At 43.4% G+C, this 18,471-nt stretch carries 27 protein-coding genes; 10 read left to right on the top strand and 17 right to left on the bottom strand.

Annotated elements, in window-relative coordinates; translation table 11 throughout:
- Nucleotides 1-16: 16 nt before the first annotated feature.
- On the top strand, nt 17-469 hold the full coding sequence (locus tag SOO65_RS09465) for a hemerythrin domain-containing protein (RefSeq protein ID WP_321399717.1): 453 nt from the start codon (nt 17-19) through the stop codon (nt 467-469).
- Nucleotides 466-843: a response regulator gene (locus SOO65_RS09460; RefSeq protein WP_321399715.1), complete on the top strand. Its 378-nt coding sequence runs from the start codon at nt 466-468 to the stop codon at nt 841-843. Before SOO65_RS09465 ends, SOO65_RS09460 begins: the two co-directional genes overlap by 4 nt.
- Here the strand turns inward: SOO65_RS09460 and SOO65_RS09455 are convergent, their stop codons facing one another.
- From SOO65_RS09455 to SOO65_RS09445, 3 genes are read right to left on the bottom strand one after another with little or no spacing between them, the layout of a single operon-like run.
- Entirely contained in the window at nt 844-1,401 is a 558-nt protein-coding gene (locus SOO65_RS09455) for a peptidylprolyl isomerase (protein WP_321399713.1), read from the bottom strand.
- 59 nt (nt 1,402-1,460) lie between these two features.
- On the bottom strand, nt 1,461-2,126 hold the full coding sequence (locus SOO65_RS09450) for a LysE/ArgO family amino acid transporter (protein WP_321399711.1): 666 nt from the start codon (nt 2,124-2,126) through the stop codon (nt 1,461-1,463).
- Nucleotides 2,127-2,161: 35 nt separating this feature from the next.
- A complete protein-coding gene (locus tag SOO65_RS09445; protein ID WP_321399709.1) occupies nt 2,162-2,938 on the bottom strand; it encodes a hypothetical protein in 777 nt (258 codons plus the stop codon).
- A 203-nt stretch (nt 2,939-3,141) separates the two neighbouring features.
- On the opposite strand from SOO65_RS09445, the gene SOO65_RS09440 reads away from it, so the two are divergent.
- Nucleotides 3,142-3,510 (top strand): response regulator, encoded by a 369-nt coding sequence (locus SOO65_RS09440; RefSeq protein ID WP_321399706.1) that lies wholly within the window; start codon nt 3,142-3,144, stop codon nt 3,508-3,510.
- On the opposite strand, the gene SOO65_RS09435 is transcribed toward SOO65_RS09440, so the two are convergent.
- Nucleotides 3,511-4,314 (bottom strand): hypothetical protein, encoded by an 804-nt coding sequence (locus tag SOO65_RS09435; RefSeq protein ID WP_321399704.1) that lies wholly within the window; start codon nt 4,312-4,314, stop codon nt 3,511-3,513.
- Between the two features lie 129 nt (nt 4,315-4,443).
- On the opposite strand from SOO65_RS09435, the gene SOO65_RS09430 reads away from it, so the two are divergent.
- Nucleotides 4,444-5,133 (top strand): hypothetical protein, encoded by a 690-nt coding sequence (locus SOO65_RS09430; protein WP_321399701.1) that lies wholly within the window; start codon nt 4,444-4,446, stop codon nt 5,131-5,133.
- A 93-nt stretch (nt 5,134-5,226) separates the two neighbouring features.
- Here the strand turns inward: SOO65_RS09430 and SOO65_RS09425 are convergent, their stop codons facing one another.
- Nucleotides 5,227-5,760, bottom strand: coding sequence for a hemerythrin domain-containing protein (locus SOO65_RS09425; protein WP_321399699.1), 534 nt, complete (start codon nt 5,758-5,760; stop codon nt 5,227-5,229).
- Nucleotides 5,761-5,963: 203 nt separating this feature from the next.
- Between SOO65_RS09425 and SOO65_RS09420 the strand changes: the two genes are divergently transcribed.
- The gene (locus SOO65_RS09420) at nt 5,964-6,575 is read left to right on the top strand and encodes an NADPH-dependent FMN reductase (RefSeq protein WP_321399696.1); all 612 of its coding nucleotides are present in this window, start codon (nt 5,964-5,966) and stop codon (nt 6,573-6,575) included.
- Here SOO65_RS09420 and SOO65_RS09415 read toward each other — a convergent pair.
- On the bottom strand, nt 6,572-7,330 hold the full coding sequence (locus SOO65_RS09415; RefSeq protein WP_321399694.1) for a hypothetical protein: 759 nt from the start codon (nt 7,328-7,330) through the stop codon (nt 6,572-6,574). The two genes, SOO65_RS09420 and SOO65_RS09415, sit on opposite strands and share 4 nt — an antisense overlap.
- A 160-nt stretch (nt 7,331-7,490) precedes the next feature.
- Here SOO65_RS09415 and SOO65_RS09410 point away from each other — a divergent pair, with 160 nt between their 5' ends.
- The gene (locus SOO65_RS09410) at nt 7,491-7,748 is read left to right on the top strand and encodes a hypothetical protein (protein ID WP_321399691.1); all 258 of its coding nucleotides are present in this window, start codon (nt 7,491-7,493) and stop codon (nt 7,746-7,748) included.
- Here the strand turns inward: SOO65_RS09410 and SOO65_RS09405 are convergent, their stop codons facing one another.
- The 3 genes from SOO65_RS09405 to SOO65_RS09395 form a co-directional block, all read right to left on the bottom strand.
- Nucleotides 7,749-8,381, bottom strand: a complete 633-nt coding sequence (locus SOO65_RS09405) for a hypothetical protein (protein ID WP_321399689.1) — start codon at nt 8,379-8,381, stop codon at nt 7,749-7,751.
- An 87-nt stretch (nt 8,382-8,468) separates the two neighbouring features.
- Nucleotides 8,469-8,999, bottom strand: a complete 531-nt coding sequence (locus tag SOO65_RS09400; protein ID WP_321399687.1) for a BON domain-containing protein — start codon at nt 8,997-8,999, stop codon at nt 8,469-8,471.
- Nucleotides 9,000-9,012: 13 nt separating this feature from the next.
- Complete coding sequence (locus SOO65_RS09395) at nt 9,013-9,153, bottom strand: hypothetical protein (protein ID WP_321399686.1); 141 nt, start codon at nt 9,151-9,153, stop codon at nt 9,013-9,015.
- Between SOO65_RS09395 and SOO65_RS09390 the strand changes: the two genes are divergently transcribed.
- Nucleotides 9,140-9,370 (top strand): hypothetical protein, encoded by a 231-nt coding sequence (locus SOO65_RS09390; RefSeq protein ID WP_321399684.1) that lies wholly within the window; start codon nt 9,140-9,142, stop codon nt 9,368-9,370. The two genes, SOO65_RS09395 and SOO65_RS09390, sit on opposite strands and share 14 nt — an antisense overlap.
- 30 nt (nt 9,371-9,400) lie before the next feature.
- Here the strand turns inward: SOO65_RS09390 and SOO65_RS09385 are convergent, their stop codons facing one another.
- The 4 genes from SOO65_RS09385 to SOO65_RS09370 form a co-directional block, all read right to left on the bottom strand.
- Entirely contained in the window at nt 9,401-9,994 is a 594-nt protein-coding gene (locus SOO65_RS09385) for a BON domain-containing protein (RefSeq protein WP_321399682.1), read from the bottom strand.
- 9 nt (nt 9,995-10,003) lie between these two features.
- Complete coding sequence (locus SOO65_RS09380) at nt 10,004-10,504, bottom strand: BON domain-containing protein (RefSeq protein WP_321399680.1); 501 nt, start codon at nt 10,502-10,504, stop codon at nt 10,004-10,006.
- Nucleotides 10,505-10,513: 9 nt separating this feature from the next.
- Nucleotides 10,514-11,161 carry a BON domain-containing protein gene (locus SOO65_RS09375; protein WP_321399678.1) on the bottom strand — a complete coding sequence of 216 codons (648 nt, stop codon included), beginning with the start codon at nt 11,159-11,161 and terminating at the stop codon, nt 10,514-10,516.
- 413 nt (nt 11,162-11,574) lie between these two features.
- Nucleotides 11,575-11,997 (bottom strand): response regulator, encoded by a 423-nt coding sequence (locus SOO65_RS09370; RefSeq protein ID WP_321399676.1) that lies wholly within the window; start codon nt 11,995-11,997, stop codon nt 11,575-11,577.
- Between the two features lie 271 nt (nt 11,998-12,268).
- Here SOO65_RS09370 and SOO65_RS09365 point away from each other — a divergent pair, with 271 nt between their 5' ends.
- Nucleotides 12,269-13,111, top strand: a complete 843-nt coding sequence (locus SOO65_RS09365; protein ID WP_321399674.1) for a protein-glutamine glutaminase family protein — start codon at nt 12,269-12,271, stop codon at nt 13,109-13,111.
- An 8-nt stretch (nt 13,112-13,119) separates the two neighbouring features.
- Entirely contained in the window at nt 13,120-14,007 is an 888-nt protein-coding gene (locus tag SOO65_RS09360; protein WP_321399672.1) for a hypothetical protein, read from the top strand.
- On the opposite strand, the gene SOO65_RS09355 is transcribed toward SOO65_RS09360, so the two are convergent.
- From SOO65_RS09355 to SOO65_RS09340, 4 genes are read right to left on the bottom strand one after another with little or no spacing between them, the layout of a single operon-like run.
- Nucleotides 14,004-14,357 carry a DMT family transporter gene (locus SOO65_RS09355; protein WP_321399670.1) on the bottom strand — a complete coding sequence of 118 codons (354 nt, stop codon included), beginning with the start codon at nt 14,355-14,357 and terminating at the stop codon, nt 14,004-14,006. The two genes, SOO65_RS09360 and SOO65_RS09355, sit on opposite strands and share 4 nt — an antisense overlap.
- Nucleotides 14,354-14,983, bottom strand: coding sequence for a lysophospholipid acyltransferase family protein (locus SOO65_RS09350; protein WP_321399668.1), 630 nt, complete (start codon nt 14,981-14,983; stop codon nt 14,354-14,356). Before SOO65_RS09350 ends, SOO65_RS09355 begins: the two co-directional genes overlap by 4 nt.
- The gene (locus SOO65_RS09345; RefSeq protein WP_321399666.1) at nt 14,980-15,945 is read right to left on the bottom strand and encodes a phosphatidate cytidylyltransferase; all 966 of its coding nucleotides are present in this window, start codon (nt 15,943-15,945) and stop codon (nt 14,980-14,982) included. Before SOO65_RS09345 ends, SOO65_RS09350 begins: the two co-directional genes overlap by 4 nt.
- The gene (locus SOO65_RS09340; protein ID WP_321399664.1) at nt 15,942-16,574 is read right to left on the bottom strand and encodes a CDP-alcohol phosphatidyltransferase family protein; all 633 of its coding nucleotides are present in this window, start codon (nt 16,572-16,574) and stop codon (nt 15,942-15,944) included. Before SOO65_RS09340 ends, SOO65_RS09345 begins: the two co-directional genes overlap by 4 nt.
- Nucleotides 16,575-16,719: 145 nt before the next feature.
- Here SOO65_RS09340 and SOO65_RS09335 point away from each other — a divergent pair, with 145 nt between their 5' ends.
- Complete coding sequence (locus SOO65_RS09335) at nt 16,720-18,447, top strand: gluzincin family metallopeptidase (RefSeq protein ID WP_321399662.1); 1,728 nt, start codon at nt 16,720-16,722, stop codon at nt 18,445-18,447.
- Nucleotides 18,448-18,471 lie beyond the last annotated feature (24 nt).

The following is an 18,471-nucleotide window of genomic DNA, read 5'->3' as shown; positions in this document are numbered from 1 at the left end:
GCTATCAGGAGGATGTATGCCAGAGACAATTTTAAACAAACTACGAAAAGAGCACAGAGAGATGCATGCCCTTCTGCACGAAATTCAAACCGCAAGAACGAATAAGCTTCGCAAAGAACTATTCGCAAGATGGAAAGAAGAGATGATCCCCCATATGGAAGGCGAAGAAGTCACCCTTCATACTAAAATTCTGAATGAAACACCTGGTGAATTTACCTTAAGATTGGTTGAAGAAAACAACCGCGAGCACCATCAGATCAAAGAGCTCATTCAGAAATTAAACTTTTTGGATACCGAATCTAAAGAATGGTTAAAAACTTTTTTGGAATTAGAACAGCTTTGTAGTATCCATGTTGAGCATGAAGAAGGTAAACTGTTCGCCGAAGCAAAGGAAGATTTTGGCCCCGATGAGCTGGAACAATTCGCCTACGAATTTGAAGAGGCCAAGCATCATCACATGAACTCATGATGAAAAGAAAAATATTAATTGTTGAAGACGATCCCTCTATTCGAAACTCTTTGAGAGAAATTCTTGAAGGTCAAGGATACCTCGTGGAGGTGTCCAAGAATGGACTTGAGGCCTTCAGGGTCATGACCGAAAAATCTTTTGTACCGGATTTGATTGTCCTGGATCTTATGATGCCGGAGATGAATGGATTTGAGTTCAGAGAGCTTCAAATGGAAGACACTCGTTACTCTCACATTCCTGTGATTCTTCTCACTGCCAATAATCGTTTTCAGGAGTATAAAGAACCCCTAAAGGCCTTTGAGTTTCTCAATAAGCCCTTAGAGGTTGATGATTTGATCTTCGTGGTTCAGAACTGCTTTCGCTTGATGAAGTAATTACTTCTTACGTTTCACACTCTTAATTACAACAGTGTCCATTGGTACGTTCTGGTGACCGTTCATGTTACCGGTGCGAACCATCTTAATTCTATTCACAACGTGCATACCTGAAGTGACTTTACCGAAAACCGCATAACCCCAACCCGCTGGATTTTCACCTGTGTGGTTAAGTGGTGAGTTGTCATTTACGTTGATAAAGAACTGGGCCGTGGCAGAGTGAGGATCATTCGTGCGGGCCATGGCAATTGTACCAGTGTCATTGCTTAGACCATTATTGGCTTCGTTCTTAATTGGCGCCTTGGTTTTCTTCTCATTCATTTTTTCATCAAAGCCACCACCCTGGATCATGAAGCCATCGATCACACGGTGAAAGATTGTGCCGTCATAGAATTTATCATCTACGTAGCCTAAGAAGTTTTTAACTGTGTTTGGGGCCTTTTCCTGATTGAGTTCGATTTCAATTGTACCCATGCTGGTCTCCATCACAACCACTGGACCTTTGGCAGCAAATGCATTTAGTGAAACAAGTAAAAGAGCAGACAAAAATAGTTTCATATTTTTCCTTGGACTGAATTTATAAATATTTTAAAGACGATTGGGAATTTTTGCCAGGCTTATCTTGGACCGAAATGGAGCACACTTGCCGTTTCCGGATAAGTTTCCAGAAGCCAGCCGTATACATCCAGGGTGAGTTTCGCCGAGAGGAATAAAAGAATGAGTCCCGCACTTCCCATCATTAAACGCATGCGTTTGGGAGATTGGAAAAATGGCATCATAACACTTGCTCCAAGAGACAAGAGCAGAAACCAGATGAGTGAAAAAGTCGCAGCTCCCATTCCTAGTGTGAGCCTCAGGTAGATGTCGCTATATTTGGCGGAATAGCCACCAATCAGGACAATTCCATCCAGGTAGGCATGGGGATTGATCACACTAAAAGTAATGGATTTTAGAATGACACTTTTTAAAGTGCCGGGTGCCTTGGCGGCCCCCACAACAAAGCTCTCTTCTGGTGTGGTGATTTTTCCAAATCCGTAGAGCAGAAGAAACCCTACTCCTACCACTCCGAAAAAGATTTTGATCTGTGGATAGTGATTAAAGAAGGTCGCCGCCCCTGCCACTCCCAACATAATGAGGGAGAGATCACAGAGAAAGCACACAAAGCTCACCGTAATGTGATGGTGTCGGCGAAGACCCGACTCCAGCACAAAAAGATTCTGGGGCCCCAGGGCAAAGATGAGACTTGCTTGCAACAACAATCCCTCTAAAAAAACCTCTTTCATAGGGCCCCCCAGTTGGAAGAACTTCTAAAAAGAGATTAGAGGAAGCGTGCTCCAGTTGTCGTTTCGCTGCTTGTTTCACTTCTCGCAGCATCCGCAGTGGTCGTGTCTTCGCTGTGCACTTTAACAAGTTTCCCACAGGCAATCGGAATCAACTGATCCGCGGCCGCATCTCCAAGAGTTGCCACTGTCGCCGGAAGATCTGAATTACGACTCACTCCATGAACAACTACGACTCGTTTTGAGAGCCTTAAGGTTTCAGTTGGAGATAGCTTCGCAAAGAAGTCTTCCTTATCTGGGTCTTCAGCATTGAGATCCGCCATCAGTTGAGCAAATGAAGTACTCTTGCGATAAACATACGCACCTGCACCATTAGCAATTGGCCCAAAATCATTTCCAAGTAATTGATCACTGATATTGCTATCAAGCGGCACCAGGATTTTTCCAAAGCTCGCCGAACCTTCCATAATATCTACAACTCCATCTCCATTGGCATCGCTGGCCTCAGTTGGACACTCAGAGCTCGTCATAATATTTTGAAAGTGCTTCACACCTGATGGTGCTCCCGCAACCGTTGATTCAATGACAACTTCATCTCCATCAATACGTACTTCGATTGTTCCTGTAGTATTAGCAACTAGCTTCTTATTCACTGGCGTTAATACGGCACGATAAATCCCTTGATCATTATCTTCCTGAAGCTCGGCATTCTCATTTTGTTTTGATGATGAACTACTCCCACTTCCGCCACCGCATGCAGCGAGGGCAAATAGTGAAGCAACAAAAAGAAATGGAACCGGCGATTTAAATTTCATGACTCACTCCTTGAAAAAATCAACTTTGCCCTTAGAGCAAAAGCTTTGCCAAAAGGTAAGTCGTTGATTGCAGAGTGGGCCCACCGAGCTATGCCTGATCAAATGAGGCAAAATTTCTAATCGCAGGTGGCAAACTTCCTGAGCACAGTGTCCCATCACTTTGTGAATGAAGAATTGCTAATCTATGCCCGAGGAGAATACACATGGCCATACCAGGAAAATGTAAAACGATCCTGATTGTTGAAGATGATGATGATATCCGCAACGTCATGGTTGATCTGCTCGAGTCAGAAGGCTACATCACGAAGGCCGCGACCAATGGCAAAGAGGCCTTAGACGTTCTTGGGTCCATGGCCAAACCATGCTTGGTATTGCTCGACATGATGATGCCGATCATGAATGGTCGTCAGTTTCTGGACACAATTATGGCCGACACACTTCTTGCACCAATTCCAGTTTTAATTGTTTCTGCTGTCGCCGACAAAACGAACACTGAAGGTTCAATTGGATTTCTTAAAAAACCCATCGATATCGATGTGGTTCTCAACGTGGTTTCCCAATACTGTAAGTAATTACAGTTCGATCTGACCTTCTTTAAGATCGCTCAGATCAATTGGGAATGTCTTCTCACCACAACGTCTTTTAAGAGCTTCACCAATTTTTTTATAGTCGTTTTGAAATCCCACGTAAGGAACAAAAGTATACTTTCCACCTTCCACACGGAGAGCAGTATCTCCCTCGTGATAGGTCAGTTTCACAGTTTCTTGAGGATGGTTACTATCAATCAACTCCATCTCATATCCATTTGCGATCTCGTGCATGCGCAAAATCAAAAATGAATGAGACGTTAGTCCTTTGATTTGGGCCATGATCCATAGTGGGGCCGGCGTATATTTATAATAGGTATACACATCACGCATTCTTGCGAGCATTTGCTCACTCGGTAGTTCTGATTGTCCAGAAATTCCACGAATCCATTGAAAGTTGAAAAATCCATCAAGCTTTTGCCAACCATCCAGGATTTCCTGAATTTCTTTTTTGTAATCCTGGGAAAAAGTTAAAAAATCCTCATACCCAGGAATGACAACTGCCGAGTCCATATTGCGAAGAGAAAGAAGAATCTTTAACAATTCAGGACGTGATGGAGGCGGTAATGAAGGTTCGTAGCTTACTAAGTAAGCAGAAGAACGTTGCATTCTATTGTGCCACCAACATACACCTTGATTGAATAATCCCCCATCGTTCTTAAAAGAAATCCTGGAACTATTCTGATCCAAGAAAACCCTTAAATCCTGAGAACTTCTAGAACAGATGTCAGAAGCTTTAAGATTTTGAGAAAGAACGAGGAGAAAACCAAGTGTAAATAGTTTATTCATTCTAAAAGTATAGAAGAATAAAACATCTCTTGAAAAGTGCCTCTGTTTTACTTTCGCCAGCGGAAGTGAATCTTAATCTCCTTTTTTTTGAAGTTGACATATCCGTATCTTTTCCGTATTTTTTCTAACATGAGACTTAATCATCTTGCAAATAAAATTTTACTGAGTGATACAAAAAAATTGGCGAGCTCCGAAAGAGTGGTCATCACCAAACTACTTCATCACTTGAAAGAGATAGAGCGAAGAAAGCTTTATCACGAACTAAATTATTCTTCGCTGTTCGCTTATTGCGTTCGTGAACTTGGATATTCAGAAAGTGGCGCTCAAAGAAGAATTGTGGCAGCAAGGGCCTTGGCAGAAATGCCAGAAATAGAACCGAAAATCGAATCAGGCAAACTAACTCTTACAAATATTTCATTAGTGAATGATTTCATTGAAGATAAATCTCAAAGGCAAGAAGTTTTAAAAGAAGTGGAAGGTCTCACTAAAACTGAATGTGAAAAAAGACTCTTTGAGATCACAGGAAAAGAGAAAAAGCCGGGTAAGGCAAAAAGGATTTCAAAAGATAAAATCCAAGAAGTTTATGTTTTATCTGATGAAACAATGGCCACCGTAGAAAAGCTGAAAGATCTTCTTGGCAAAAATCTAAGCATGGATGAGCTCGTCCAATTTATGGCCAAAGAGGCCATGAAATCTCTGAAAAGGATGAAATCACTTCCGCCAGCGAAAGTAGATACGACTGTCACAATGAAGACTTCAAACGTATCAACTTCTCGCCAAAGAACTAGAACAATTAGTTTTAACCAGCGTTTAATTTAAAGAAGCCCGTTGATTCAAGACATTAATAGAGTCCATTCATGAGATAAATAAAACAATTCGGCAATGGATCAGGTGAAACTTTTCCTGGACGGTTTAAGCCGCCCGATTCTCTCCGATATTTCTGAGCTTATCGGCCAGACGAGGGGGCAACAAATTGATCACCATATCCACGGTGTTTTTCATGAATCCTTCTTTCTCGATCTTCGGTTTTAACTGCAAAAAGGCATCTGCCATACTCACAGCTTCTTCTTCTGTGAAAGCTTTTTGTGCCTCTGCGAAGATTTCATTTTCCTCGTCTTCAATGTGATGAAGAAACGATTCCTGAAGTTTTTTTGCAGTGGCCTTCCAATCAAGATTCATGCGATCCATGACTTGTAGTGTTCGGAGTAACGTTTCAGTTTCAAGGTGCTCTTGATATCCATGAAACACAATTTTTTTATCAGCGTTCACCGCTCGAAGCGTATTATAAAAAATTGATTCCTCAGCTCGCGAGTGCGGAACCAATACATTTCTAATTTCTTCGATGAGGACATAGCGGTAATCGTCATCGGCCCTCAACGAAACAAGTTCCTCAAGAACTATCTTCAATTCTTCATGGTCCTTTTTTAAAGCTTCATAAATATCCATAACCCTTCCTTGGTGAAAGTTATATACGGACTAGCTGCAAGACATAGACCAGGCCCAAGTATAAATTTGAAGCAGTTTAAGAATAATGAGACGGAATTTTTCCACATAACCGACTTAAGTGGAATAATGACTTTTTAAGCTCTCTTTTAGTTTTCAGCAACGTCTTCTCATGGTCCACTTGTGAGGTAAACCGAGGAGGATTTATGGCGATCAAGACTCTGACTCTGGTGGGTGGCATCAGTCGCAATTCTTTGAACAAGAAGTACTTCAGATCCATTCAGGAACTTTCTATCCCTCATTTTGAATTCGAAACATTCGATATTTCAAAACTTCCATTCTTCTCTCAGGATCTGGAAATGGATCCACCTGATATCGTCTCTGAGTTTAAAGACCTTATTCGTGAGGCGCAGGCGGTGCTCTTCATTTCTCCAGAATATAATCGCTCCTTCCCGGGTGTTTTAAAAAATGCCATCGATTGGGGTTCAAGACCTTATGGACAAAATTTATGGAACCGAAAACCGGCGGCACTTCTGGGTGCTTCTCCCGGTGCCATTGGTACTTTCGGCGCCCAACATCATCTTCGTCAGGTAATGGCCTACTTAAATATGAGTGTATTGGGACAACCTGAAATGTATTTCAATGCTTCTCATGCCTTTGATGAGCAGGACCGCTTGACCAATGAGAAGACCAAAGAATTACTTCTTCAGTACTTTGCGGCATTCGAAGAATGGATCAGACTGGTGGGAGAACGAACAGAGGACCGTGAAGATCTCTACCCTTCAGAAGGACTGGAAGATTCGCCCATGACTCATTAAGCGGCGTCTTTCTCTCGATCAGGGATTCGGGTTTTTGGTAACAGTACATCATTGGGTTTAATGGTAGCACCCTCTCCTACGACAACATCTCCAAATAGTGATGCCTTAAGCCCGATGGTCGCCTTGTCCTTGATCACTAATTTATCAATGATGAGAATTCCTTTCATTCCATAATGGGCCATCATGGTGGCAGAACCACCAATGGTCACATAATCACCAATCTCAATTAAGCAGGGATCAGAAACATTGGATGTATTGATCATGCTACCTTTCCCAATTTTCATTCCCATCATTTTAAAGAAAAGAATGTTAAGTGGAGTTGGAGTGATGAAATCCAAAAAAGTGTATCGCACAAGATAAGTGAGAGCATTGTGATAATACCAAGGGATAACACTTAAGCTAAACCAGCTGGCGCGAAGAGGAGCAACTTTAAGGGGAAGAAGTTTATTAACAGTTGGGACAATGAAGATGATCGAGAGCCCATACATCACCCACCCCAAGGCCATGGAAAACCCAAGAGAAATTCCTTTCAGGATTGTATGAGAATGTGCGGTCAACTCCTGCACCCATTGAAAAAGCATCACCCCAGGAGAGAAGGCCAGTCCCATGCAAAAAACATAAATCAATGCAATGGGAGAAAGCAGGAGAATGAAGCCCACCGTACGAAAGCGGCGAAGCAGAGATTCAACAACGCCACTCACCCCGGACTTTTCTGATTTAGTGGACAAGACATCGAAGCGCTCGTTATTTTTCATTCTTTAATTTTACCGCAAGAAGGCATTGGTCCATAACCGCCTGAAAGGGCATTTTCCCCCTCCTGACTAGTGACTCAGAATGTTGTCACCTTACGCGGCCACTCTTCCATTGATGAATCGCAGACCCGTATGCTGTCTTGGAAATCAACAGGAGATCGACATGAAGCCGATGTTCATATTGTTTATTATGTTAGCGGCCCTTACGTCTTCTATTTCACTCTCATTTGCCCAGGATTCTGGCTACATCAACGAGGACGAGATGCTAAGTGAGGAAGGAACTCCTTCTGAATACACTTTCCCTATGAACGAATCAGAGATGGAGAAGGCGGATTTAGAGCGCCAGGAAGAAATCATATCGCCGGATGCGGCCAATACTGATTGGAACATGGATGATGTCGCTCCGGAGACTGATTTTTAATCATTCGTAAGGATCGTAATCTTCAAAAATTTCTCCGCAGGCAATGGGAAAGGTCATACTGCTCGCGATGCCGTAGATAACGATGACTCTTTCTTGTAAGCGCAGTGGAGCCCCGGCAGGGACTGTGGCATATTGACGATCAGGTCTTCCACGGAGATTTATCATCATCTCCCTGAAGGAGGCGGCCCTGTAATAAATGTATTTCCCCTCTTCATTTCCTCGCGGAAAGCCCTCTTCACCACCTCTACGGGTCACTAAATTCCCATCTAAGGGGATCAATACTTTTCCCGAAGCGATGATCACTTCATTGAGATCAATCACACCGTCCTGATTAAGATCTGCGCCACTTCCTGGACACTTTGTTCCTTCATGAATGTATTGAAGATGCTGAACATGAGGCATGCGAGTGGAAACACTCACCCGCGCGTAGAATTGATTACCGCGTAACCATAAAATAGAATATCCGTGAACCTTCTTGGCCCACTTCTTATTGAGGGTCTTAAATTCGGCCCTGTAGTTTCCTTGTTCTTCCTCTAGCGTTATGACCTCTTTGTCATCGTAATTGGGAAATTCATTACGACCGCAGGAGCCAAGTACGACAAGGCCTACAAGAAGGAAGATGATGAACTTCATCTAGGAGGAAGAGTGCAAACTCGGGGCCTCTTATTATCTACTCTAAACAGTTATTACCGCCTGGATACCGTGGCAATTTGGGACGCTCTAGTTCATTCCCGTAATATTGTCCTCAACTAGTCCTTTGGACTTTCTGGGGGGTGATGAGTCGGCCACTGCGATCCTGAGTTCATTGAAGACGTCATCAACGCCCACAAGATTTTCAATCGCAGATTCGGCCTCCCTTTTTTGATTCCGATCTTTAACAGTCCCTTTCAATGTGACTCGTCCGTCTGCAACAAAGACCTCAATCTCAGACGCATCAACTTCACTATTTCGGTACAGTGCTTCGCTGACGTCTTCGCGGATGCTTTCATCGGATCGTCGATATCCACGAGGTCCTCTTCCTCGATAATCTGGGCGATTCATTGCCGGGGCACTGGCACGCGAACGCATGATTTCTCTTCCCCGAATAAGAGGAGAATCGAAGTTGTAATGCCTTTCAGTCAGGACCTCATCCTCATCAAAAGGAACACTACTATCACGAGAAAATTCTGACTCTCCTGTTAGGTCATACTTTCCATCAGTATTAAAATTTTCCTGAGTGTCACGATCTCGAGAATAATTTGAATTTGCCATAAACCTTCCTTTGCTAATGGCCCACCATGAAAAGAGCAAAAGCGATACCAACTACGTCTTTAGTCAAATGAGTTTTGGTCATTCTTAAGTACAGCATTTCTTTCATTGGAGTTCTCATTAAATCAACCAAGGAGTAAGTTATGAAAACTTTCATGGCCCTTCTTACATTGCTGACCCTGACTGGTATTTCCGGCTGTAACCGCGCCGGAGAGACCAAAAAGACCGATGACATGGACATTCAGCGAGAAGAAGAATTCAGCCGGGACGATATTCTTGAAAGAAGAAATATGCCGGCAGAAACTGGTTCTGATAACGAGATTCAGATTGATCGTAGAGTGATTGACGAAGATGAATTAGAACTGGATAGATAAAAGGCGGATTAAGAAAACCCGCCCTTATTTTTAATGAAGATCCTCTCCCTTTGCAGAGAGACTTAGAAGGTTTTGCACATCTCTTACGCCAGAAATGTTTTCCACTTCATATTCGGCCATTTTCTTCATCTGTCTGTCTTGGACCCTACCATTTAAATATACACAACCATCCTTGACCGATACCTCAATGTCCGTGGCATCAACATCTGCACTGCTGGAAAGCATATCGCACACATCCTGATAAATACTTTCATCACTTCTTTTGTAACCTTTGGGCCCTTTTCCGCGATGACCTGCGACGTCTCCTAAATCATGACCGATTTGACTTCCACCATGGCTTCTGAAGCCCCGGTCATAACTTCGATCATAATAGTTGTCCCAACCCTTGCGATGGTTCCAGGAACTCATCCTTCCATCTTCAAATGGACTGCTTTCCCAGTTATTTGATGTTCCCTCTGCTGATCTCCGACCACGATTTTCATTATACGGTCCACTTAATGAATTAGGGCTTCTGCGATAATATCCTTCTTCACGTCGCGGTTCCTGATCCAAATCAAAACGAGAATGTCTTAACCTGTCCATTTTTATTCCTGTTAGATCTCCATCATTAATTTTCCTTCTCATACCTACTCCTTAAGTAATTCCAAGGTCCTTCTGCGTGACACCTTCGGGCCCATCCATGCGAAGTTCTCCTCGAATGACCGACAATTCATTAGTGACTTCTTTAACACCGGAAATGTTCTCGGCGACTGATTCGGCCAATTTTTTGAGCCCACGACTCTCGATCTTTCCTGAGAGATATACCGTCCCGTCAGTCACTTTCACAATGATATGACTGGCATCGATCGCACGATGGCGCATAAGAGATTCGCAGACGTCTTCATAGATTTTTTCGTCCGAGCGCTTATATCCCTTAGGACCCACTCCTCTGAATCCCTTATCCGCAATTTCCTCTTCAGTTGCTCCTGAGATGCCTGAATTTTCAAGTCGCTCCTGATCGGTATTAAGATAATGCAAATTATCTTCCAAATGAACATCAGCGTAGTCCGGGGCCGCGTATCGAGAATAATCGTCGCTATCAAATTTATCGACGAGTCTTAAATTTCTTTTCCTTTCTTGTTTCTCTTTATCCATAAATCCCCCTCATAATCCGTATTGATCACGGCCCGCATAGCCCAATCCGGGAATCCAACCATCGGCACTGTGTTTTACCTTTAAACGGTTTTGCACATCGAGAACGCCGGAGATATTTTCAATCAACTCCTCGGCCATACGTTTATCACGTCGACTTACGACCTCACCTTCAAGTGTAATCACACGATCATTGACCTTAACTTCTATTTCACTGGCATCCACTTCAGGACTATCGAGAAGAATTTCACAGGCGTCTTCCATGATCCGTGTATCAGATCGCTGATAGCCTTTAGGACCTTTGCCATAGTGGTTCTCCCGTGAGGCCTCCGAACGTATGTCATCTGACCAGCGGTTTAATCTTCCACCATGTTCATAAGGATGTTTCATTCCATATTCATCCTCATATGTGGGGTCATAGTCATTTCTAAATTGGTCGTCCTGGTAAGAGTCGTGATGAATGCGCTGTTCTCCAAATCGGTTTACACCTCCAAAGCGACCACGCTTCTCGTGGAGGTCTCTTCCAAACTCTTTATCATCAAAGCTAAAATTAGAATGTGTAAAGGAGCCGTCAGTATCAAAGCGAGGCTCTTCAAAATAATCTGAGTCCCGAAAGCGTGAAAATCCGCGTTGATCGTTGCCAGACTGAATGCGGCCCATATCTCCTCCTTGAGAAAGTTAATCCATTTAAATGAGTGCAAGGCTCCTGCCGGGTCGAACTCCTTGGAACCATGAAGGAAAAGGGGCAATTTGTGACAAACCTCAGGCATCGTTTTTGGGCCGATGCCAAGAAATGTACGCAAAGCGAGCTAAAAGTGGTTTTTGCAGTGAGGTCATGAAGAGTTAAATATGAGAAAGTTCGTAAGAATTTTTGCGACGACGTTTTTCACTTATAATCAGCTCATCCCGGACATTCAAACTTGGATAAAGGAGGAACGTTTTTTATGAGATTATCCAAACTTTATGAGGTTCGTGCTTGGAAGTTTCACCGTCAAGACTTCAGTCCAGGCCACTAAACGTTTCTGACTAATATAAACATTGAAGAAGGCCACTCGAATGAGTGGCCTGTTTTTTTAGATAATACTTTTCTTAATCTCAGCAATAAATTCTCTCTCATCAAATGGCTTCAAAAGACATCTCTCACCATCGACATAACCATGACCCGTCATAAACATTACGGGGATATTGGAAATCTCATCGAGTTGTAATTGTTCGCGTCTAAATTCCAAACCACTTTTCACAGGCATCATCAAATCTACCAGGATTAGATCCGGTAGGTCAGGTTGATGGATCAAACTATTAAGTCCGGTCTCACCGTCCTTGGCCGTCGTAACGCTGAACCCCTCATCTACCAAAAGTTCACAAACCGATAATCTGAAATCCTGATCATCATCGATGACCATGATCTTTCTGCGCCTTTGCGGAAAGAGTTCCGATTGAAGATCTCTGAAAGAAGGATGATTATTCGAATCCTGATATTGATAATTTTCTAACATTGGGTCCTCCTTGCCATCCAAGCATGATGGACCATTGTCGCTTGGCCCGTACAGAAAAAATGAAATTTAGTCGTGAAATGAAGTGTTGAAATTCAAAGAAGTTAAAGCTCTTGCTCATCACTCTTTGTTATAACTTTATTACTTTATTTATAAGCAGCGTACCTAATGCAGGTGCAGTAAGTGTCTTAGCTTTGGTTAGGCTTTAGATGACAGGGATGCTTCTTTTCAGACAATATTGCTCCTGATTTTTCGCATAACCATGGGAGGTTTTATGCGCTTCTTGCTTCTCCTTCTCGTCCTTATATCGCTGCCCCTCATGGCCAATACTCAGTTATCAACTCAGATACATGATATCGATATGGGTGCTCAGGGCAATGAAGAACCCTTGATCTTCCTTGCTAGTGGTGACGTGGTGAGATTTAAGAACTTCGACAAAAACGTCCTGCTTCAACTTCGTGAAGCGATTAAAAAGAAGACCTGGTTTCGCGTCACCTTAAATGAAAAGAGAGAGATCCTAAAACTGGAAGAGATCGCCGCTCCCTTGCCCACTTCACATGAAAAGATGCTTCATTTCTCAGACGCGCCTTATAGACCTTCCTACTTAAAATCCATGGATCAAGCGCGTTCCATGTTTTATGAGGCCAGAACAAATCATAAAGAATCCCAATGTTTTAATCGCGCCCATGTCTGGGCCTATGACTGGAGAATCAAACACCAACTCTACTCTTCAAAAGTGTGGTTGTTCTTCACGCGTAAGTACATTCGTAAATTTAAATTTCAATGGTGGTTCCACGTGGCACCAATGGCCCACGTCAATATCAATGGCGAAATGAAAGAACGAGTAATGGATATTAAGTATGCCAGAGGCCCGATTAAGTTAAAGACTTGGACCGATATCTTCATGCGCGACTATGCCGATTGTCCGGTGGTTGAGAAATATTCTGATCACGCTAACTTTCCAGAGAGCGGAACATGTTTCGTGATGAAATCCAGCATGTACTATTATCAGCCGGTTGATCTTGAACAAAGGGACCTGACTGGAATTGAAAAATCTCACTGGATGGAACCGGAAGTTAAGCAGGCCTTCCTTGAGGCCATGGACATTACCCTTTAGGAGGAGCCATGAATCGTAAGGCAATCTCACATTTAATTCTTCTGACCTCACTTGTTTCTTGTAATGGCGGTGGTGGCGGCGGAGGAAGTGAAAGTAAACCAGTTGTGCAACCTCCTGTTCCTAATCCACTTGAAACAGAGATGATGGGGACCTATCAGGCACTTCTTCGACCGGTTAATCCCACTCTTTCAAAAGACGTAAATGGATCTTTAACACTCGTTAAAGATAAAAATGAATTCGTCGCCGACGTAAGATTCTCCGGTGGTCCGGCGGGTATACTTCACGTTCAAAATATTCACGTGGGTAAAAGATGTCCAACGATGGATGACGATCTTAACCGAGATGGTTATATCGATGCCATTGAAGGCGCTGAAGTCTATAAAGAAATTATTGTTCCGCTGGATGAGGATCTAAACTCCCAGCGCATGGGCTGGGGAACATTTCCAGTGGCCGATGATTATGGTTATTACTTCTACTCTCAGGTCGCAAACTTTGAGAAGCTCATGACTGACCTAAAAGAAGAAGACATTAATCTTCAGGATGATTTCGTTAAGTTAAATGCCAATGAGACGCTGCAACTTTCAGGAAATGTGATCATCATTACTGGAGTTTCAAAAGACGTTCCACTACCTGATACTGTCGCCCCTCGTGGAAGACTCACGAATTTCCAGGCCATTCCCATCGCATGTGGAGTGATTTCTAAAGTCACTTCAGTTCCAGGAAGAATTGATAACGATCAAACCGGAATCAAGTTTCCAGGTGGTGAGAGCATTGGGGGATCAAGTGGCGTGGACGACGGAGCTGACTTTGCTTCATCAACGACTACGACCTCTACGGGCGGAAACTATGGAGAGGACGATAACGAGATAGACCCTCCGGAGACTGGAAGTATCTAGCGCGTTGCCATTCCACCAACAATTGCCACACCAACAAACACCAGGCCCACACCAAGGGCCTGCATGGAATTGAATGGTTCCTTATCAACGAACACGCCAATCATAGTGCCCCAGACGAAAGTCAAAGCATAAACTGGAAAGGTCACTGAAATTCTTCCACCAAGACGGAAGGCCACCATAAATAGCCCCATCACAATGAGAAAGGAAAACATGCCACCTAAAAAAGGAAGGTTTTTATATATCGGTATCTCTTTAAGGTCTTTAGCGCCAAGCTTATAGAGCCACTGCCCTACCGCTCCCAACAAGGAAGCAATAAAGTTTAAAATGATGGGCCAGGTTTGATTGCTCATACTTCCTTTAAACGAAGAACTTCGTCTTGAATAAATGCCGTTAATTCCATCACAGGACGACTTCTCACCGAATCATCAATTGATGAAGTTCCGATTCTGATTTCGCATTCTGAAGGAATTGGAAGCCCACCCTTAGGCATGGCCTTGCCCATACCAATCATAAACACAGGAACCAGCTTCACATGAGGGTTTCTTTGCAATAAAACGGCAGCACCACATTTAAAGTCTACGATCTGCTCCGGTAGTCCACGAGTTCCCTCAGGGAAAAGAATAAGCGACTTACCACTCTTCACATGCATATCAAGTTCATCCAGAGGTTTTAGTACTTGTCCACCCTCGCCCTTTCTTCGTACAAAAACCGTATTGAGAAAGAACTCACATAGGGTCGCCATGACTTTATTGCGGGCAAAATAATCTGCGGCGGCCGCAGGATGAACATCTCCCAGGCGCTTCACTGGAAGCGAACACAATAGAGACACTGTATCCAAATGGGAATTGTGATTGGAAACCAGAATGAATTGTCCCTCAGGAAAAGCAGAGGCCTTGGGGAATTTCACTCCGATAATAAGAGAAAGAAATGGTCTAAGAATCAGACGATATAAAACAAATCGTGCAAAAATTCTCATAGATAACTCCAGTATCTGATTAAGTGAAAACAAATGAGAGCGTTGAAGGCCAATGAATCAATTCGGTCCATGATCCCACCATGACCCGGAATCGTTGACCCCATGTCTTTAATCCCTAGATCGCGTTTAATGGCAGAGATCGTTACGTCTCCCATGAAGCCAGAGAACGCGAGTAAGATTGATAGAATCATCGTTTTAGTTGAATCAATGGGTAGAAGAAAAGACAGTGAATATCCCAGTGCCACGGTAGAAATGAGGCCGCCCACAAAACCTTCAACCGTTTTATTTGGACTCACACTTGGAAGAATTTTGTGTTTTCCGAAGAGTTTTCCCCAAGTGAATTGGAAGATATCATTACATTCGGTGATTAGAACCAGCCACAAAATCATCCCACCGTTCCCGGCCGCATATCCTGCCTTCTCCGGAAGTGAAAGCATGTAAGCAAGATGAGAAAGTGAAAAGATCGTAAGCATTGCCGACCAGTGGATGATCCCCAGTGAGGCCGTGATACCCTTAACATCTCCATGGGCCACACTTCTCATGGCAAGACCCACGAACATAATCACCGGAATAAAGATAATGAACATTCCATACCACTCGATGTAAGCGGCGAAGAACTGAAACGGAATTGCGAGATAACACCAAAGAAGTGTTCTACGATCTGACATTCTTAAATTGAGACGACTTGTGAGTTCTCTGAAGGCCACAAAGGCAAGGAATGCAAGGGCGATGGTGGCGAACATTTTTGAGAAGAAAATGGTGACCGTAAAGCCCGTCAGGATCATCCACCACGAGAGAGTTCGCTCGATTAATTCTTTGATGAGTTTCGTTGGTCCTTTGATCGCTCGTGCCAGATAGAAAGCAGCGGTCACAACAATTAGAACCGCAAAAATTCCCCCCATGACCTGGGCCACAGGAGTAGTTAAATATTCTGCATAAGATTGAAGTGTTTCTAAGTTCATGTATTTTCCAAATCAACAGTAATGCGACTTAAACGACGGCCGCATGTTACGACCTGACCCACCACCATGATGATGAGTGCACCATAAAGGAGTGCGCCTCCGGGATAAATGGCCTCACCGATAAAAGCTGCCGTGAGAATGGCCATACGATGAGGCTTGGCCATTGGTCCAATATAGTAGTGAGGAGAGGCCAGGGATGCGCCCAGCACGCGAAGATAAGCTGTCATGACAGCGAGAGTTCCATTTGCCCAGGCGAGCTCAATGGCGAAAGGATATTGTTGTGACAAGTAACCTGCTCCCAAAATAATCGCCACATCCGCAAAGCGGTCAGGCACATCATTCCAGAGATCCCCGGTCTTGGATTTTTTTCCAAATTCAACCGCCACCATTCCATCCATGAGATTACAAATGAGCCTCATCTGAATAAAAAGGGCCGCCAAGATGGGATACATCCGCTCCCCGGTTTTAGCTCCAATAAGAGCCGACCCCAGAGAAAGTGCGGCGAACACCATACTCATAAAAGAAATCATATTAGGTGATATACCCGCCTGAGCGATCATTCGAGAGAGAGTTTTGGCCCATGCGGTTTGACGACTCTTAAGAGGACGTCTTGCTGTTTGTTTTTCCATGTCCGGAGTATGAACCATTCGAATTAAGCAATGATTAAAAAGAGAAAAAGCATGTGAAAATTTCCGGTGTCTAAACTTTTGACACCCTCATGAAAGATCTTCAACGGGGCTCCATCCCAATGAAGCTTTGGAACATAATGGGCCCATGAAAAAAACAAAAAAATTATTACCCCTAGTAGTACTTATTACTCTTTCCCAGGCAGCTTCGGCCCTCGAGCTACCGGTCGTCAGCAAATATTCTGAGGCCGAGCAAGCGCAAATCTGGGTAAAGGCCAAAGCAGATCAGGTTCCTGCTGCACTCATGGGCAACGAAGTAGTTGGCGATCCTACATATGCCTATTCAAAAACTTTCCCGAAAAGCTTCCTACAAGAAAGCATGTTCGTGGTTTGTTACCAGGACTGTAATAACAAAGACACCCTTAAACTTAAAAACGGCGAGATCTCAAATAAGGACGATTGGAACGTTATTGAACAGGCCAACGTTTATTTCTGGGTAAATCGCTACTTTGATTTTGTTGAATCAAAACTTAACTTCCGTCTGGATAAGCATCTGCGAGTGATGACTAACCGAGATGTACGTGAAGATGGTAAGAAGCTTACTAACAACGCTTTCTTTAATCCTCAGGACACAACACTTTCTTTCCTGCCAGCGAACAAGAACTTATTGTTTAAGCTTATGGCCGGAAAAATTAACCGAAGCGGTTTCGATCCATCGGTAATTGCTCACGAGGCCTCTCACTATTTGTTCCAGCACTTATATCCAAATGCAGTGAACGATGAGATCAGCGGTCTAAATGAAGGTTTCGCTGACTATATCGCCAACATCTTCCTTGATAACCCGAAAATCGGTATGGTGATGCTACAAGGTAAGCCTCTAAGAGACGCTTCAAGCATGGTGGCCAGTAACAGAACTCCGAAAGTTTACTCTCCAGGTATGGAAGTCCATGACCTAGGGGAACGAGTTTCATACGCTCTTTGGGAAACTCGTAAGCTGACACAAAATAAAGAAGAATACGATCGTCTGGTAATCGATGCGGTATTGGATCTTAATAAGAATCCATACAACGCAGTTCATGACTTCAAAGAAAAGATGCTTGCTCGTATTGAAACACTTCTGGATTCAAGTGCCATGTCCGAGGCCCGTGCGACCTGGAACCTGTCCCTTGAAGGAAAAGCAATTAAACTTGCTAACACAAATTTCCTATCAAGCTCAATTCCATCTCAGTCTTACATCGGTTTCAAAGTTCGTGAAACTCTGACTGAGGAAATGGCAAAGACTTATGGAGTGGCAAGAGTTCATGAAAATAACTTCAGTCTCCTAAAGACGGTGAAGATTTCTGATACTCAATTTGCGATCCTGGCAGCGAAAGAATCAGAAGATGTATCGACTCCATACTGGATTGCTCTTGATGCTGAACGTGGTAACTACCTTGGTTTTTACTCTTTAGATAAGAAGCTTGTAACAGACCATAAAGAAACAGAAGAAGTTTCTCGCCTTGCGAAGATGGCCGCTCAATCTTCTTCTCTGGCACAAGACTTCGTCTCGAAGCTCGTTAACTTTGTTCAGCTGAAAGATAACAAGGGCCAGCTTGCAATGGCCTACAAACTAAAATCTCTAACGGAGAAAGACGCTACTTTAACATTTAACGGCGAGCGCTTATCTGGTAAGGCAGTTGAGATGGAAGTTAAGCGTAAAATGCTGGTAGCAATTCTAGGTGTACCTGCAGTAGATAAGATCACTCTTTATACTGTTCCTACACTGATCGATAGTCTTCCTCAGCTCAATGGCCAGACTGTGATCGGTTATAAGCTTCAACTACCAGATGGTACTGAAACAGAGATGTCTCTGGATAAATACGTTTCTAAAAAGTAATTTTCTGCCAATGTCGGGTTGCAA

Source organism: Peredibacter starrii (assembly GCF_034259205.1).
Taxonomy (GTDB): domain Bacteria; phylum Bdellovibrionota; class Bacteriovoracia; order Bacteriovoracales; family Bacteriovoracaceae; genus Peredibacter; species Peredibacter starrii.
The sequence above is the reverse complement of the archived record's forward strand: the minus strand, read 5'-3'. Positions and strand labels throughout refer to the sequence as shown.

What these genes read in the sequence shown, in the direction of transcription:
- SOO65_RS09375 (WP_321399678.1), bottom strand. Translation starts at nt 11,161, where the DNA reads ATGGGCCGCATTCAGTCTGGCAACGATCAACGCGGATTTTCACGCTTT.
- SOO65_RS09450 (WP_321399711.1), bottom strand. Translation starts at nt 2,126, where the DNA reads ATGAAAGAGGTTTTTTTAGAGGGATTGTTGTTGCAAGCAAGTCTCATC.
- SOO65_RS09370 (WP_321399676.1), bottom strand. Translation starts at nt 11,997, where the DNA reads ATGTTAGAAAATTATCAATATCAGGATTCGAATAATCATCCTTCTTTC.
- SOO65_RS09365 (WP_321399674.1), top strand. Translation starts at nt 12,269, where the DNA reads ATGCGCTTCTTGCTTCTCCTTCTCGTCCTTATATCGCTGCCCCTCATG.
- SOO65_RS09350 (WP_321399668.1), bottom strand. Translation starts at nt 14,983, where the DNA reads ATGAGAATTTTTGCACGATTTGTTTTATATCGTCTGATTCTTAGACCA.
- SOO65_RS09345 (WP_321399666.1), bottom strand. Translation starts at nt 15,945, where the DNA reads ATGAACTTAGAAACACTTCAATCTTATGCAGAATATTTAACTACTCCT.
- SOO65_RS09400 (WP_321399687.1), bottom strand. Translation starts at nt 8,999, where the DNA reads ATGGCAAATTCAAATTATTCTCGAGATCGTGACACTCAGGAAAATTTT.
- SOO65_RS09380 (WP_321399680.1), bottom strand. Translation starts at nt 10,504, where the DNA reads ATGGATAAAGAGAAACAAGAAAGGAAAAGAAATTTAAGACTCGTCGAT.
- SOO65_RS09360 (WP_321399672.1), top strand. Translation starts at nt 13,120, where the DNA reads ATGAATCGTAAGGCAATCTCACATTTAATTCTTCTGACCTCACTTGTT.
- SOO65_RS09395 (WP_321399686.1), bottom strand. Translation starts at nt 9,153, where the DNA reads ATGAAAGTTTTCATAACTTACTCCTTGGTTGATTTAATGAGAACTCCA.
- SOO65_RS09445 (WP_321399709.1), bottom strand. Translation starts at nt 2,938, where the DNA reads ATGAAATTTAAATCGCCGGTTCCATTTCTTTTTGTTGCTTCACTATTT.
- SOO65_RS09355 (WP_321399670.1), bottom strand. Translation starts at nt 14,357, where the DNA reads ATGAGCAATCAAACCTGGCCCATCATTTTAAACTTTATTGCTTCCTTG.
- SOO65_RS09405 (WP_321399689.1), bottom strand. Translation starts at nt 8,381, where the DNA reads ATGAAGTTCATCATCTTCCTTCTTGTAGGCCTTGTCGTACTTGGCTCC.
- SOO65_RS09430 (WP_321399701.1), top strand. Translation starts at nt 4,444, where the DNA reads ATGAGACTTAATCATCTTGCAAATAAAATTTTACTGAGTGATACAAAA.
- SOO65_RS09390 (WP_321399684.1), top strand. Translation starts at nt 9,140, where the DNA reads ATGAAAACTTTCATGGCCCTTCTTACATTGCTGACCCTGACTGGTATT.
- SOO65_RS09335 (WP_321399662.1), top strand. Translation starts at nt 16,720, where the DNA reads ATGAAAAAAACAAAAAAATTATTACCCCTAGTAGTACTTATTACTCTT.
- SOO65_RS09410 (WP_321399691.1), top strand. Translation starts at nt 7,491, where the DNA reads ATGAAGCCGATGTTCATATTGTTTATTATGTTAGCGGCCCTTACGTCT.
- SOO65_RS09385 (WP_321399682.1), bottom strand. Translation starts at nt 9,994, where the DNA reads ATGAGAAGGAAAATTAATGATGGAGATCTAACAGGAATAAAAATGGAC.
- SOO65_RS09460 (WP_321399715.1), top strand. Translation starts at nt 466, where the DNA reads ATGATGAAAAGAAAAATATTAATTGTTGAAGACGATCCCTCTATTCGA.
- SOO65_RS09455 (WP_321399713.1), bottom strand. Translation starts at nt 1,401, where the DNA reads ATGAAACTATTTTTGTCTGCTCTTTTACTTGTTTCACTAAATGCATTT.
- SOO65_RS09340 (WP_321399664.1), bottom strand. Translation starts at nt 16,574, where the DNA reads ATGGAAAAACAAACAGCAAGACGTCCTCTTAAGAGTCGTCAAACCGCA.
- SOO65_RS09435 (WP_321399704.1), bottom strand. Translation starts at nt 4,314, where the DNA reads ATGAATAAACTATTTACACTTGGTTTTCTCCTCGTTCTTTCTCAAAAT.
- SOO65_RS09465 (WP_321399717.1), top strand. Translation starts at nt 17, where the DNA reads ATGCCAGAGACAATTTTAAACAAACTACGAAAAGAGCACAGAGAGATG.
- SOO65_RS09440 (WP_321399706.1), top strand. Translation starts at nt 3,142, where the DNA reads ATGGCCATACCAGGAAAATGTAAAACGATCCTGATTGTTGAAGATGAT.
- SOO65_RS09420 (WP_321399696.1), top strand. Translation starts at nt 5,964, where the DNA reads ATGGCGATCAAGACTCTGACTCTGGTGGGTGGCATCAGTCGCAATTCT.
- SOO65_RS09415 (WP_321399694.1), bottom strand. Translation starts at nt 7,330, where the DNA reads ATGAAAAATAACGAGCGCTTCGATGTCTTGTCCACTAAATCAGAAAAG.
- SOO65_RS09425 (WP_321399699.1), bottom strand. Translation starts at nt 5,760, where the DNA reads ATGGATATTTATGAAGCTTTAAAAAAGGACCATGAAGAATTGAAGATA.